We start from the raw sequence: 14,139 nt of genomic DNA, 5'->3' as shown, positions 1-14,139 counted from the left end.
AGTCATAAGTCTGCAAACTTTTCTTACCTGAACAACCGGCACCTGCTTTTTTATTCAATCAAATCAAAACAGCCTCTTAATTAAAAAGGCAGTGCCATTACAATTAACCGCAGGCTGACGATGATGACAACGATGCCTACAATGATCATCATGGTTTTGACAGGCAGTTTACGTGCCAGCCGGGCCCCTATGGGTGCCGAGATGGAGCCGCCAAGTATAAGCCCAAGTATAACCTGCCAGTGCGAAATACCGGCAAACGTAATGAAGGTGGCTGAGCTGGCAATAGACACGAAGAACTCCGCCAGGTTAACCGAGCCAATAGTATACATAGGGTTGCGCCCCTTGGCAATCAGCGTGGAGGATACGATTGGCCCCCAGCCGCCACCGCCGATGGCATCGAGAAAACCGCCTGCCGTTGCCAGAAAGCCGAGCCGCTTCACGGGCTTTTTCTTCACTTTCTTGCGCAGCACTTTCCGAAGTATAAGTATGCCCAACACCAAGGTATACCCCGCCACGAGTGGTTTGATAACATATAGGTACTCCTCGAAACTAAAAAGCAGGTAAGCCCCAAGTATGGAACCCAGTACGCCTGGCAGCACAATGTTCTTGAAGAGCTTGTTGTTCACGTTCCCAAACTTCAGGTGCATCCAACCTGACACGCCGGAGGTAAAAATCTCGGAGGCGTGCACACTCGCGCTGGCGGCCACAGGGCTCACGCCCACACTTAGCAAAAAGGTTGTCGCGCTTACGCCGTAGGCCATCCCGAGAGCCCCATCAATTAGCTGTGCCACAAAACCGGCAAGTATAAACATCAGAATGTCGGAATCAACCTGACCGGCCACATCCATGGCAGCATTCCCGATAGTCTGAAACGGAATATAGGTAAAAAGCAGGTGGCCCGTTACCATCAGGGCAATGGCCGAGAAAACGGCAACAAGCACGGACGTAAGGTTAACGCGGGGTTTCTTTTTAGGCGCTTCGCCTACCAGGCCTTCGGTCAACTCATTCAGTTGCTTTACCTTGGCAGCAAAATCGCCGTGCAGCTGCTCCCGTATCTTCCCCATTTTGCTAAGCACCTGGTCTATCTCCTCCGGAAAGGCCTCGTTTAGCACTTCCTTTACGCGCTTGGCCACCGTGGGAGATTTACCGTTTGTAGAGATGCCTAGTTTCAGGCTGCCTTTCTGCACCACAGAACCCAGATAAAAATCGCATTGCTGCGGCGTATCGGCTACATTGGTAAGTATTTTCCGGGATTTGGCCAGGTCACGGATAGCCTTGTTGATTAGCTTATCATCCGTTGCAACCAGCACAAGGTCCTTTGCCTCTAGGTCTTCCTCCTGAAACTCGCGCACCACTAACTCCACCTGCGGGTGCTTTGCCGCCAGCGCCCAGATATCCACATGAATTTCGGGGGCAACCAGGCGCACGCCAGCCTTTGGGCTATTGGCAAGTATAGCCCAAAGCTTTTCCAAGCCTACGGTTCCGCCGCCCACCACAAGGGTTTGCAACTCCTCCAGCTTCAGGAATACAGGGAACAGCGGGTTTGAGTCGGCGGCAGGTTTTGCGGCTGGTATCGGGGACAACGTATCGCCTCCTTTTAGATCACTCATTTATACTTCTCTACTTTATACTTGCTCAGAAACCAGCTCTTGCTGCTGTTGCAGCGCCAGGGTATAGCGCAGGGCCGGGTGGTAATTTACCACTTCCCCAATCACGATAATGGCCGGTGCGCCAACGCCTTTGCTTGCCACCCGCGCCACAATGTTGTTCACGTTGCCTAGCGCTATCTTTTCGTTGGGCAGCGAACCGTTTTGGATAACAGCAACAGGGGTATCGGCTTTGCCGGCCGCGGTGAAGATCTCCGAAATTTCCGCAAGCTTACTCACTCCCATTAAAATAATCACCGTCGCGTTTGTTTGGGTTGCCTGCGCCACGTCTGCCGAGATTACGCCTGAGCTGGTTGTCCCGGTTATCACCCAGAAGCTTTCGTTTACGCCGCGCACCGTAAGAGGCACCTGCTGCAGCTCCGGCACCGCAATAGCGCTGGAAATGCCCGGCACTACCTGCGTCTGGATGTTAAACGTATCGGCATGGACCAGTTCTTCGTAGCCGCGCCCGAACACAAAGGAATCGCCGCCTTTCAGGCGCACCACGTGCCCATAGGTAAAGGCAAAATCTACAATCAGGTTATTAATCTCCTCCTGCGTAAGATGGTGCGCCCCGGCACGTTTGCCCACAAAAATCTTTGGCACATCAGCGGGGGCATACTTTAGCAGCTCCGGATTTACCAGCGCATCGTAAAGTATGGCATCGGCCTGCTGCAGCGCCTTTACTCCCTTCAGCGTAATCAGGTCCTCAGAGCCGGGGCCCGTTCCTACCAGTGTCAGTTTTGGTACACTATATTTTGCTGCGCTCAACGCCTTTCCGGCCGCACTTCCTATTTCTTTTCTTCTTGATGCCATGATCATTTTAGTATTGAATGCGTGAATGAGTGATTGCGTGAATAATTGATGATAGATGGAGGCTAAATAAATCTGTGCAAGACCTATTCACACATGCACCCAATTACTCATTCACATACTTTGTCTCTCGCCTGTAGCGGGTGGCGTGTTGCAGGAACAGCAGCGCCTGGCTCAGGTACTCCTGTGCGAAAGCCTCAGAGGGTTCCTGCTTGTTTATTGCCAGCACTTTGCTCTTAAAATCAGACTCGAAGGTGAAGGTGCCGGTTTCTACAAAATGCGTATCAAACTCCTGTAAAATGCTGTGCTGCGTGGTGGTGCTCACGTTTTTATCCAGCAGCAGCGCCTTAGCAGTACTCACAAAGGCAGCGTAGCCATAGTATAGCGCGTCAGCAAAACGCTGCTTCTTAAAGGCTTCTCCGGCCCACTCCAGCTTTTCGTCAGCCTCATACAGCAGCGTGGCTACCAGGTCTATCATCACCCCGGCGCACTCGCCTACTCCAATCGCCGGCTGGAAACCAGCCTCGTGGCCCCAGTCAATAAAGTCATCCGGTGTTAGCGTGCTTAGGTCTGTGAGCGGCTTGAGCAGCTGGTAAAAATAATCCTTGCCATTGCGGTCATAGTATGCGTTAAATCGCTCGGCTTCCTGCTTGTTTGTCAGATAATCGTTCAGCACATAACGCAGCACCTCGGAACCTCGTTTGCTTGGCACCTTCAGCAGTTTCTGCGCAATGCGCCCTTCGCCGTTGTTCACAGTTCCACCGCCCAGCAGCACCTGAAGCGCTGGCACCACGCTTTTCCCGCTTTTCAACGACGACCCATGGAAACCCAGGTTGGCCATGCCGTGCTGTCCTCAGGAATTCATACAGCCGCTTATCTTTATTTTGATATTGGTGTTAAAGAGCAACTGCGGATATTCAGAAACGATAACCTGCTCCAGCACTTTGGTGATATTGGTACTGTTTGAGATGCCCAGGTTACAGGTATCGTTGCCCGGGCATGTTGTGATGTCGGAGAGGCTGTTGAAACCGGGCTCGGCAAGGCCAAGTGCATCCAGTGTTGCAAAGAAGTATGGCAAAGCCTCCTCACGCACAAATTTCAGGAGCAGGTTCTGCCCTTGTGTTACGCGCAGCTCATCGGCCGCAAAGCCTTGCACCATTGGCGCCAACGCACGGGCCGTATCGCTGCTGATATCGCCTATCTGCACTTTTATGTAAATACCGAAATATCCCTCCTGCTTTTGCCGGAACACGTTTGTTTTCAACCACTTTTCATACTTGTCGGTGTCCTCGATCACGAAGTCCGGTGTTTCGGTGGCAAGCGGCGGTGCAGGCGTAAAATCTATACTTTGATCCACCGGAAAACTATGCGATTTGAGCGCTTTATACTCTTCGTTAACCAGGCGCAGCACTTCCTCCAGCCCCAGCTTCGCGATCAGATATTTAAAGCGCGCCTTATTCCGGTTGTTGCGCTCGCCGTAGCGGTCGAAAATGCGCAGCACGCCTTCAATGAAAGGAATTACCTGATCATAAGCAAGAAACTCAAAAGCGGTATGCGCCAGTGCTGGCTGTTCTCCCAATCCGCCGCCAATCATCACTTTAAAGCCACGCACACCGTCTTTTATCTTAGGTATAAAACCCAGGTCATGCATGTAAGAAAGGGCCGTATCTGAGTTGCTGGACGAGAACGACATTTTAAACTTGCGGCCCATGTCCTGGCAAATCGGGTTGCGCAGGAAGTAGCGGAAGGTAGCATCCGCGTACGGCGACACCTCGAAAGGCTCGTTCGGGTCGATGCCAGCTTCGGGCGAGGCCGTCACGTTGCGCACGGTGTTGCCGCAGGCTTCGCGCAGGGTAATATCGTCCTGCTCCAGCTTGGCCCAAAGCTCGGGGGTGCGGTCCAGGCTCACGTAATGGATCTGGATATCCTGGCGCGTGGTCAGGTGGAGATTGCCTGTTGCGTACTCGTCGGAGATGGCGGCAATACGCAGCAACTGCTGGGTAGTCAGTTTGCCGAACGGCAGTTTGATACGCACCATCTGCGCCCCCAGCTGCCGCTGGCCGTAAACCCCGCGCGCCAGGCGCAGGCTCTTGAATTTATCTTCCTGAAGCTTGCCTTCGCGGTAGAGCCGGATTTTCTTTTCCAGCTCGATAATATCCTTTTCTACAAGCGGGTTTTCTAGTTCAGTTCTGAAACTTTGCATGGTATTGGTATGGCTTGGATAACCGCCGGAGCGGCTCCTGTTCTGAAAATATATTCCCCCAACCACGCGCTTTAGCATGCGTGATGAGGTATAGGTATAGAAGTATGGGAGAAACCTTAGCGGGCACACATGACCTCGGCAGGCTGGCTACAACAACAGCAGGCTGGCATGTAAGAAGAAGCTACCGCAGCACGAGCCGCAGCTGAAAAATTGATTGGACGAACGTATGAATGTGGTGCTGTGCGCATACCAAGTTGCTGTGCGCCAGCGCCTAAAAAAGAAAGTATAACTTCACCTTTCCAGGCAACCGGCATCTAATAAAAAAGAGAGATAAGGCCAAAAACTGCGGCAGGCACAGCTCAGGAACTAATGGCCAAAAAAGGAATGGGGTTTCTCTTAGCAGAAACAACAGCAACAACACATCGCTTTAGAAGCGGCGGCAGGAAAGAAAGCTACAGCGTTTAAAGATATGCTGCTTCCGGGTGCAAATATAAAGTGTGGTGTGCTCATGGATTTTCTATTTATATTTTCCCTTGGTTGGGCAGGATGTGGCACCTTTCCGAAGCGGATGGTTGCCAGAGGGTCAGGGAGCCTGTTCTCTCGCCTCTTCGTCTATAAATCTCTTGCGTTAGCAATCGTATTCAAGGCAAATGTAGTAAGAGATCTGGAAAGAAGGATAAACAGCAGCTACTTTTTTTAGATTTTATACTTTCCTCCCATGCTGCTCGCAACTAATTTTACACTTGAAAGACGGCTTATTCGGGCGTTAAAACTTATTCAAAGGCTTGTCTAAACTAATCTATACTTTCAGGCAAATTAACTTAGAGCAGTAGCTAAGGCTTATAAATTTCTGAAACAGCTGATTAATTACAATCACAAATCTCTTGTAAGGCAACTGAATAATGAAAATCGGCTGCAAAGAAGCATGAAGGCTATGAACAGATATTTGCGCCGCAAATCCCCCCTTTTCTGCCTTCTCCCGACCAAATCGCTATATCTTGCTTCCAACTACTTATCGTCTGCTAGTGCCTCTTCATATAGAAATGCAGAGCATTGGTATATTCTGTTTTAGCAGTACAAATATCCAATGTTACTTTGTAATGTGAGGAACTAGAGAAAGCGATTATGAAGATTTTTACAGACCAAAGCCAACCTACTACCAAAATACAAAAACTATGAAGAAGAATATACTATTGATCCTGCTGGGGCTGAGCACCACGGCAGCATTAGCACAGGCACCGCAACAGGCAAGGCCGCAACAGCAGCAAGCAGCCATGGCTAGCCCGAAAGGCAACGCTAAAATAAGTGGCGTGGTACTGGATGCCGAAACAAAGCAGCCGGTAGAGTTTGCCACTGTGGCACTCATCAACCTAAGCACAGGCAAGCCCATAGATGGCACCATGGCCGATGACAAAGGGCGCTTTTCAATCCAGAAAGTAGGGGTTGGCAAGTATAAACTCAATGTTTCTTTTCTGGGATATCAGCAGCAGGCAGTGGAGAACGTAACTGTTTCCTCTGATTACGCGGAGGTGAATGTGGGTACTGTTTCACTGGCATCGGATGCCCAAAAACTGAGCGAAGTGGTTATTACCGGCGAAAAGCCTCTGGTGGAAGAAAAGATTGACCGCACCGTATACAACGCCGAGAAAGACATTACCAACGCAGGTGGCAACGCCGCCGATGTGCTGCAGAAAGTACCTTCGCTGAGCGTGGACACAGACGGCAACGTGCAGTTGCGCGGCAGTGGTAACGTTCGCGTGCTCATCAACAACAAACCTTCGTCTATCATGGCGGGCAGCGTGGCCGATGCCCTCAAGCAGATTCCGGCTGATATGATTAAAACCGTGGAGGTGATTACCAGCCCTTCGGCCAAGTATGATGCTGAGGGCACGGCCGGTATCATCAACATCATCACCAAAAAAGACAGCGGCCTGGAAGGCATAAGCGGTTCTGTTAGCGCAACAGCCGGTACCCGCGCCAGCAACGGCAACGGCAGCCTGAATGTGCGCCGTGGCAAACTGGGCATTAACGCCAGCGCCAGCGGAGTGCATTTCTACAACCACGGCGACATGAGCAACATCACTGCTTTTAACGACCCGGAAGAGACAAGAAGAATTCGGGAGCAGTACGGTGATACCGAAATCCGTGGAGCGTTTATGAATGCGCAGCTCGGCTTTGATTATGATATTAACGCCAAGAACAGCCTTTCCGGTGGCGTGCGCCGCAATGGTGGTGAGTTTAAGATGCAGAACGACCAGACGCAGTTTCTTACAGAGGGAGGCGTGGAAGACCCTGCTTATACGTACAACACGGATATCGAAAACAGAAACAAACGATTGGGCACTGATGTGAACCTGGATTTCATCCATACCTTCGGCAAGCAAGGGCACGAGTTGGCTATTCTGTCGCAGTACACCATGACCGACACCGACACCCGCAACTACCAAGACCGCTATACTGACGGCCAGCTACCGTTCTACCTGCAGCGCAACACCAACGATGGCGGTAACAACGAGCTTACCTTCCAGGCGGATTACATGCACCCGTTCGAGAACAAGACCAACCTGGAGCTTGGTGCCAAAACCATTTTCAGAGATGTTGAAAGTGATGGCTTTTACCGCAGCATCACCTTTGTGGATGAAAACAGCAGCAACCTGAATTTTGACTATGCCCAAGATGTGTATGCCTCTTATTTCACCTATGGCTTTGCCGTTAAAAAAGTGAATGTAAAAGTAGGCGCCCGCTTTGAGCAAACCGAGATTGAAGGCGACTACGTTCAGGTACTAGCAGATGGTGGCTTTAGAAGAACTACTTATTCCGACAGTTATAACAACCTGATCCCGAGTGTGGCTTTGTCTTATACTTTAAAGGAGAAGCATACGCTAAAAGCTAACTTTACACAGCGAATCCAGCGTCCGTCGCTATTTTACCTGAACCCTTTTGACCAGGAGCAAGCACCGGGCACAGTGGTACGCGGCAACCCATACCTGGATGCAGAGCTGACCAACCTGTTTGAAATGGGTTACAGCACCTACTTTAAAACATCTTCTATCAGTGCCAACTTATACATGCGCGAAACCAACAACGCCATAGAAACGGTGCCGCAGTTAGAGGGCGATAACACTATCCTGACTTTTGCGAACGTAGCAGAGAACAAGACCTATGGCATAAGCTTGTATGGATCTGTTAAACCGGTAAAAGCATGGTCTGTTAGCGGCAGCTCCAACATCTACTTTGTAGACCTGAAGAGCTCGCAGTATGAGAACAGCGGCTGGATGTACAATATCAACGGTAACACCTCTTACGACTTTGGCAAAGGCTTCAGCGCCCAGTTTAACGGTGGCTTCAACTCCCGCAGAGTACAGCTGCAAGGCCGCTTTGCTTCCTTCTCTTACCATACTTTGGCATTCAAGAAAGAGCTGTTTGAGGGCAAAGGCGGTTTAAGCGTAGGCCTAGACAACCCGTTCCGTAAGAGCCTGAAGATGAACAATGACGTAGAGGCTATCGACTTTACGCAGCGTATGCGCATCAACAACTATAACCGTGGCGCCCGTGTCACCTTCGATTACCGCTTCGGCAAAATGGAGAAATCGAAACCACGCCGCAAGCGCAGCATCCGCAACGACGATACCAAGCAAGGCGACGGCAACGGCGGAGCCGGCGGCATGTAAGCTTCAAAAATATTACTACTACCTAGCTACTTTATCTACCGGAAATCCCTGCCACCAATGGCGGGGATTTTTTTATCAGCAGCACCCGGTTTTTTGTTGAAGTGAGGCAACAGTATCGGCAGATTTGCTTAAGCTTGCAGTATGGCATTGTCTACAAAATCTGATACCCTGCGCAACTGGGTAATACATTATACTTTCTTTTTCCTGGGCTTGATGCTGTTTGGCTTGGGCATTGCTATTGCCGTAAAGATTCAGCACCTGGGCTTGCACCCATGGGATGTGCTCAATGTGGCCCTGTCAGATAAATTCGGCTGGAGCATCGGCACCTGGAGCGTCATTGTGGGAATGGCAGTTATACTTGTCTCGCTGTCCATCAGCCGGAAATACATTAACATCGGCACATTTCTCAATGCTTTGCTGATAGGCCCCTTCATGGATTTTTTCCTGTGGCTAGACATACTTCCGGAGGCAAGCCATACCTGGTTCGATTATGCGTGGCTGTTGTTAGCCATACTTATTATCGGTTTGGCGGGTGGCTTATATGTGGCGGGCGGTATTGGTGCAGGCCCGCGCGATGGCTTTATGCTCACGATTTCAGATCGTACTAAACTATCAGTTAGCCAGGCGCGAATTGCCGTTGAAAGTATTATCTTAATAATCGGGTTCCTGCTGGGCGGGCCTGTGCACATCGTTACATTTCTCTATACTCTTATTTTGAGTCCGGTCTTCCAGATTTCGCTTTCTGTTTTTGTCAAGCTGCGGGATGCCCTCACTGAGAAGCGGCCAGAGCAGTTAAAAGTATAAAAAGAGTGTAAAATCGAAAAAGCAGCCGGCCGGCTGCTTTTTGTCACTTGAGGGTTTCATAAAGCTTTTTCGTTTTCACGTGGAGTGAAAACCAGTCGTAGTTGTTGCGCAGCATGTTAAAATTGGTTCCTTCCACTATGCCGTTCATGCCTTTCTTGGTCAACGCATCAGCAATCACACCATCTTCAATCACAAACGAATCAACAACAAGGCCCCCATTTACAAAAGAACAGGCTAGTCCTTTGTCATCAGTCTTGTACAGCAGCGTGTTGCTTTTCTTAAGTCCTTTTTCGATTCTTTCTAATTCTTTCATAGTATTTAAGCTTCTACAGCAACTACATGGGGCAATCCTTTATAGTTCAAATATTATAAAGAATAACACAATAATTTAACAGATTTGGGTGAAAGCAGCTAAAAATAGTGCGAACGCAACCACTTTAGATTCCATTATTTTAAAATTACTGATGCTAGGAATTCTTGATGCTAGGTAAAGCCACTTCTGCGCAAAGCAACTTTACATCATTCCTTTACCTCCTAATTGTGCCTTATACTTTAAAGCTCAGTTTAGAAAGCACTCAAGTTTTAATTTATGTTACTCCTACAAATAAAAGCTTGGATAATATTCGGAAGGTTTGATTCTGGGCTAACCTTCTACAACTACTACCGTAAATACAGTAACAAAAATAGCAGCATAACTATATAGCGTTTTATGCTTTTAACAAGTTTCATTTCGGCCTTACTTTTTTTGCACTGTGAGCCGGAAGAAACCAGGCAGAATAAATAGAGTTGCCGGAGTTAAGGCAGTTTATGCTTTTTAGTTTTACTACTTAAACCCCAATAACACGTGTACCAGGCAGATATCTACGCAACTACTACGTTTTTAAAAGAAGTTTTGGAGCGCAGCACCACTACACAAGGGCTGGCATGGCTTACACAAAAAACAGAGCTGATAGCCTCCGGTGCCGCACAGCCGAAAGACCTTTACCTGGCTTTCAGCGCGGCGCCTCGCTTTGTGGGCAAGGCGCCATTGCACCTCACGCAGCATGACCATGCTACGGCACAGCAGATTCGCCCTGGCTTTGACCCTGGCCGCTGGAATGCTGCCCAGGCTGCCCGTACAATGCTTATACTTTCGTTGCCCCACCAAGATGGCCAAGCTTTCAAAGAACAGATTGAAACACTGTTTAACACAGCAGATATGGGCGAACTGGTAGCACTGTATGCTGCCCTTCCGCTTTTGCCGCACCCAGAGCTGTTCCGTGGACGCGCCGCCGAAGGCTTCCGAACAAACATGGGCGATGTGTTTGAGGCCGTTGCACTGGATAACCCTTACCCTGCCGACTATATGGAGGAGGACGCCTGGAACAACATGGTACTGAAAACGCTTTTTGTAGGCAAGCCGATCTTCCGCATCTACGGCATCGAAAAACGCAGAAATGTCAAGCTAGCCCGCATCCTCTCCGACTATGCGCATGAGCGTTGGGCTGCCGGACGACCGGTTTCGCCGGAGCTTTGGCGCCCGGTTGGGCCGTTTATCAACGAGGCTATACTGGCTGATATCCAAAAACTGTTCTCGCAACCAAATGAGTTGGAACAGTTGGCTGCCGCACTTGCCTGTTCAGAAAGCAGCAGCAGCAGCGCCAGAGAACTGCTCGACGCGCACCCGCAGCTAAAAGCTCGTGTCGAGGACGGCGAAATAACCTGGAACCTTATCGGCACCCGAAACTTACAACTCAACTAACACAAGTTCAGACTTTTGCTTTAACTGCAGCTCGTACTTTAGCTTCGCAGTCAGGCACTTATTTCTGTTATACTACGTTTAACCCAAATTCCAATCCTTATACTTTACTATATGAACACGCAGAACCTCATGCTCATCGATCCGCACATCCACATGACCTCCCGCACCACCGACGATTACGAGCGCATGCGGCAGGCAGGCATTGTGGCCATCATTGAGCCGGCTTTCTGGCTGGGCCAGCCACGTACGGAGCCCGGTTCTTTTAAAGACTACTTTAGCAGCCTGGTGGGTTGGGAGCGATTCCGGGCGAGCCAGTTCGGTATTAAGCATTACTGCACCATCGGCCTGAACTCCAAAGAGGCCAACAACGAGGCGCTTGCCGAGCAGGTAATGGAGCTGCTGCCGCTGTTTGTTTGCAAGGAAGGCGTAGTAGGCATTGGGGAGATCGGGTATGATGACCAGACACCTATCGAAGACAAGTACTTTAGGGCGCAACTGGAGCTGGCCAAAGAGGTAAACATGCCGGTACAGGTACACACGCCTCACCGCGACAAAAAAGCTGGTACCATTAAAAGTATGGAAGTATGCCTAGAGCACGGCATCGCACCGGATATGGTGGTGATAGACCATAACAACGAAGAAACCGTGAAAGACGTGCTGGACAGAGGTTTCTGGGCTGCTTTCACCATTTATCCAAACTCCAAAATGGGTAACGAGCGCATGGTGGAAATCGTGAAGCAGTACGGTTCAGAACGTATTATCGTCAACAGCTCTGCTGACTGGGGTGTAAGCGACCCGCTTTCTGTGCCTAAAACCGCTTCCCTGATGCTGGAGCGCGGCATCAGTATAGAGGATGTGCGCAAAACCTGTTACCAGAACGCACTCGATTCTTTTGGTAAAAGCGGCCAAATGCATGAGTCGGATTGGCTACAGGGCACTAATGTAGACCAGCGCGAGAAATTTTCGGACAACTCTGTGCTGCGAGGCGGACAGACACCCGTGGTTGGCGAAGTAAGCGCCACTGGCCAGATGGATTCAAACATAGTACGCTAAGACATGAGTAAATTAGGAGCTTACCTGCGCCTGATGCGTCCGGCCAACATTGTAACTGCTATCGCGGATATTATGCTTGGTTACGCTGCTTCGGGTGCGCTGCTACAGCTGTGGGAGAACGGATTTGAAGTTGGAAATTTACACTTACTGGGCTGGCTGGTACTGGCCACTATTGGTCTGTATGGCGGTGGCGTGGTGTTTAACGATGTGTTCGATGCCGACCTGGACCGGGTGGAACGCCCGGAGCGACCTATTCCCAGCGGGAAAGCAACGGTTGCCGGTGCAGCCATACTTGGCGCCGTACTTTTGCTTGGCGGAATTATAGCGGCTTGGCAGGTTTCTGCAGTGAGTGCAGCTATCGCGCTAGCCATAGCCCTTCTCGCCCTCCTTTACGATTGGAAAGGCAAGCACCAATCACTGCTTGGACCTATAAATATGGGGGCCTGCCGGGGCGGTAACCTGCTGCTTGGCGTTAGTGCCATACCTGCCGCTGTGGCAGAGCTATGGTTCATCTCGCTTATCCCTATCGTATACATTGCGGCCATCACTATGGTAAGCCGTGGTGAGGTACATGGCGGCAACACGGCAGCGTTGAAAGGCGCTGCGCTAATGTATGCTTTAGTTTTTGCCGGCATCATGAGCCTGGAGTTGCTGCCGCAGTTTAACCTGCTGTATAGCCTGCCTTTCCTGCTGCTGTTCGCGTTTCTCATCTTCCCTCCGCTTATCAAAGCCATGCCGGCTAAGGAGCCGAAGCTGATCATAAAGGCGGTGAAGGCTGGAATTCTGGCCTTGATTGTGATGAACGCAAGTATAGCGGCTGGCTTTGCGGGCTGGCAGTATGGTTTAGTTGTGCTGCTGCTGCTGCCCGTCTCCATTTACATTGCCAAAAGCTTTGCGGTTACCTGATCACCTTATGTTACGAAGCCCGTATACTGTCAACCTAATCAAACACTACTTATTTTAATTGCCCCCGGATATGAAGACGATAGAACAGAATTTTGCAGTACCGTTCAGGTATGGGGTATACTTTACAGAAGGCTTGTTTCAGCCGGAGAACACGTTACTGCCTGAGTTGCTGGCGCAGGATAAAGCCACAACTCCGCGTAAAGTATTGTTCGTGATAGACAGCGGAGTAGCCGAGGCGCACCCGCACCTGCTAGAGCAGCTACAAGGTTATACTTTGGCATACGCCGATACGCTGCAGCTAGTAGCCAACCCGGTGGTGCTGCCAGGCGGAGAGGAAGCGAAAAATGACCCGAAGCACCTGCAAACCTTACTAGCCGCTATCAATGAGTTTGGTGTTTGCCGACACTCCTATTTAATTGCCATCGGCGGTGGAGCCATACTTGACCTGGCCGGTTTTGCAGCCGCCATTGCCCACCGCGGCATCCGCCACATCCGCATCCCAACCACGGTGCTTTCTCAGAACGACTCCGGTGTTGGCGTTAAAAACAGCATGAACGCATTTGGCAAGAAAAACTTCCTGGGCACTTTCGCACCTCCTTTTGCCGTGATCAATGACAGTGACTTTCTGATGACGCTGGAAGACCGCGACTGGCGCTCCGGCATCTCAGAGGCCGTAAAAGTTGCGCTGATCAAAGACATCAGCTTTTACCAAAGTATAAAGCACGATGCCCAAAAACTGGCTAACCGTAACATGGATGCTATGCAACAACTTATTCACCGCTGTGCCGAGCTGCACGTAGAGCATATCGGCGGCCTGGACCCTTTTGAAATGGGCTCCTCGCGGCCGCTGGACTTTGGGCATTGGGCGGCACACAAGCTGGAGCAACTTAGCAAGTATAAAGTGAGGCACGGTGAGGCCGTAGCCATTGGCATTGCCCTGGATGTGGTTTACTCGCAGCTGCAAGGTATGATAAGCGCCGCAGAACGCGATAATGTGCTGGAGCTGCTGCAGGAGTTGGGCTTTGAATTGTTTGTGCCGGAGCTGGCGCAACAGGAGGCAAACGGGCAGCTGGCCGTGGTGCAGGGTCTGCGCGAGTTCCGAGAGCATCTGGGCGGTGAATTAACTATTATGCTGCTTCGGAAACTGGGCGAGGGGCAGGAGGTGCACGAGATAGATACAGAACTGGTGCAGCAGGCGGTAGATTATCTACAGAAAAAGTACCAACCTCAAGCGCTCCCGCAAGTATAAACATAGATACGGCAGCCTAAAGTTTATGCTGCGGATGTCTTACTAAACAGACC

General features: G+C 50.4%; 11 protein-coding genes and 1 riboswitch. Of the genes, 6 read left to right on the top strand and 5 right to left on the bottom strand.

The features are described from left to right. Positions 1-80 precede the first annotated feature (80 nt). The 4 genes from Q1B04_RS20015 to Q1B04_RS20005 all read right to left on the bottom strand — a co-directional run bounded on the left by Q1B04_RS20015 (position 81) and on the right by Q1B04_RS20005 (position 4,740). Positions 81-1,610 carry a TSUP family transporter gene (locus Q1B04_RS20015; protein WP_366524660.1) on the bottom strand — a complete coding sequence of 510 codons (1,530 nt, stop codon included), beginning with the start codon at positions 1,608-1,610 and terminating at the stop codon, positions 81-83. A 15-nt stretch (positions 1,611-1,625) separates the two neighbouring features. After that, positions 1,626-2,462, bottom strand: coding sequence for a uroporphyrinogen-III C-methyltransferase (gene cobA / locus Q1B04_RS09100; protein ID WP_299758347.1), 837 nt, complete (start codon positions 2,460-2,462; stop codon positions 1,626-1,628). A 103-nt stretch (positions 2,463-2,565) separates the two neighbouring features. After that, complete coding sequence (locus Q1B04_RS20010) at positions 2,566-3,300, bottom strand: hypothetical protein (protein ID WP_366524659.1); 735 nt, start codon at positions 3,298-3,300, stop codon at positions 2,566-2,568. A gap of 12 nt (positions 3,301-3,312) precedes the next feature. Beyond that, positions 3,313-4,740 (bottom strand): nitrite/sulfite reductase, encoded by a 1,428-nt coding sequence (locus Q1B04_RS20005; RefSeq protein ID WP_366524658.1) that lies wholly within the window; start codon positions 4,738-4,740, stop codon positions 3,313-3,315. 440 nt (positions 4,741-5,180) lie between these two features. Continuing rightward, positions 5,181-5,283: riboswitch (SAM riboswitch) on the bottom strand. A gap of 554 nt (positions 5,284-5,837) precedes the next feature. Here Q1B04_RS20005 and Q1B04_RS09090 point away from each other — a divergent pair. Then, positions 5,838-8,333 (top strand): TonB-dependent receptor, encoded by a 2,496-nt coding sequence (locus tag Q1B04_RS09090; RefSeq protein ID WP_299758344.1) that lies wholly within the window; start codon positions 5,838-5,840, stop codon positions 8,331-8,333. A 141-nt stretch (positions 8,334-8,474) separates the two neighbouring features. Beyond that, entirely contained in the window at positions 8,475-9,137 is a 663-nt protein-coding gene (locus Q1B04_RS09085) for a hypothetical protein (protein WP_299758341.1), read from the top strand. A 43-nt stretch (positions 9,138-9,180) separates the two neighbouring features. On the opposite strand, the gene Q1B04_RS09080 is transcribed toward Q1B04_RS09085, so the two are convergent. Beyond that, positions 9,181-9,450 (bottom strand): hypothetical protein, encoded by a 270-nt coding sequence (locus Q1B04_RS09080; protein WP_299758339.1) that lies wholly within the window; start codon positions 9,448-9,450, stop codon positions 9,181-9,183. A gap of 531 nt (positions 9,451-9,981) precedes the next feature. Between Q1B04_RS09080 and Q1B04_RS09075 the strand changes: the two genes are divergently transcribed. From Q1B04_RS09075 to Q1B04_RS09060, 4 genes are all read left to right on the top strand, one after another. Then, complete coding sequence (locus Q1B04_RS09075; protein ID WP_299758336.1) at positions 9,982-10,878, top strand: EboA domain-containing protein; 897 nt, start codon at positions 9,982-9,984, stop codon at positions 10,876-10,878. A gap of 111 nt (positions 10,879-10,989) precedes the next feature. Further along, positions 10,990-11,931 (top strand): TatD family hydrolase, encoded by a 942-nt coding sequence (locus tag Q1B04_RS09070; RefSeq protein ID WP_299758333.1) that lies wholly within the window; start codon positions 10,990-10,992, stop codon positions 11,929-11,931. 3 nt (positions 11,932-11,934) lie between these two features. After that, the gene (eboC, locus tag Q1B04_RS09065; protein WP_299758330.1) at positions 11,935-12,837 is read left to right on the top strand and encodes a UbiA-like protein EboC; all 903 of its coding nucleotides are present in this window, start codon (positions 11,935-11,937) and stop codon (positions 12,835-12,837) included. Between the two features lie 70 nt (positions 12,838-12,907). Then, positions 12,908-14,086 (top strand): 3-dehydroquinate synthase, encoded by a 1,179-nt coding sequence (locus Q1B04_RS09060; protein WP_299758328.1) that lies wholly within the window; start codon positions 12,908-12,910, stop codon positions 14,084-14,086. Positions 14,087-14,139 lie beyond the last annotated feature (53 nt).

The sequence above is a fragment of the uncultured Pontibacter sp. genome (assembly GCF_947495565.1).
Taxonomy (GTDB): Bacteria; Bacteroidota; Bacteroidia; order Cytophagales; family Hymenobacteraceae; genus Pontibacter.
This window is presented reverse-complemented; position numbering and strand designations above follow the sequence as displayed.

What these genes read in the sequence shown, in the direction of transcription:
- Q1B04_RS20010 (WP_366524659.1), bottom strand. Translation starts at nt 3,300, where the DNA reads ATGGCCAACCTGGGTTTCCATGGGTCGTCGTTGAAAAGCGGGAAAAGC.
- Q1B04_RS20015 (WP_366524660.1), bottom strand. Translation starts at nt 1,610, where the DNA reads ATGAGTGATCTAAAAGGAGGCGATACGTTGTCCCCGATACCAGCCGCA.
- cobA (WP_299758347.1), bottom strand. Translation starts at nt 2,462, where the DNA reads ATGGCATCAAGAAGAAAAGAAATAGGAAGTGCGGCCGGAAAGGCGTTG.
- Q1B04_RS09090 (WP_299758344.1), top strand. Translation starts at nt 5,838, where the DNA reads ATGAAGAAGAATATACTATTGATCCTGCTGGGGCTGAGCACCACGGCA.
- Q1B04_RS09060 (WP_299758328.1), top strand. Translation starts at nt 12,908, where the DNA reads ATGAAGACGATAGAACAGAATTTTGCAGTACCGTTCAGGTATGGGGTA.
- eboC (WP_299758330.1), top strand. Translation starts at nt 11,935, where the DNA reads ATGAGTAAATTAGGAGCTTACCTGCGCCTGATGCGTCCGGCCAACATT.
- Q1B04_RS09080 (WP_299758339.1), bottom strand. Translation starts at nt 9,450, where the DNA reads ATGAAAGAATTAGAAAGAATCGAAAAAGGACTTAAGAAAAGCAACACG.
- Q1B04_RS09085 (WP_299758341.1), top strand. Translation starts at nt 8,475, where the DNA reads ATGGCATTGTCTACAAAATCTGATACCCTGCGCAACTGGGTAATACAT.
- Q1B04_RS09070 (WP_299758333.1), top strand. Translation starts at nt 10,990, where the DNA reads ATGAACACGCAGAACCTCATGCTCATCGATCCGCACATCCACATGACC.
- Q1B04_RS20005 (WP_366524658.1), bottom strand. Translation starts at nt 4,740, where the DNA reads ATGCTAAAGCGCGTGGTTGGGGGAATATATTTTCAGAACAGGAGCCGC.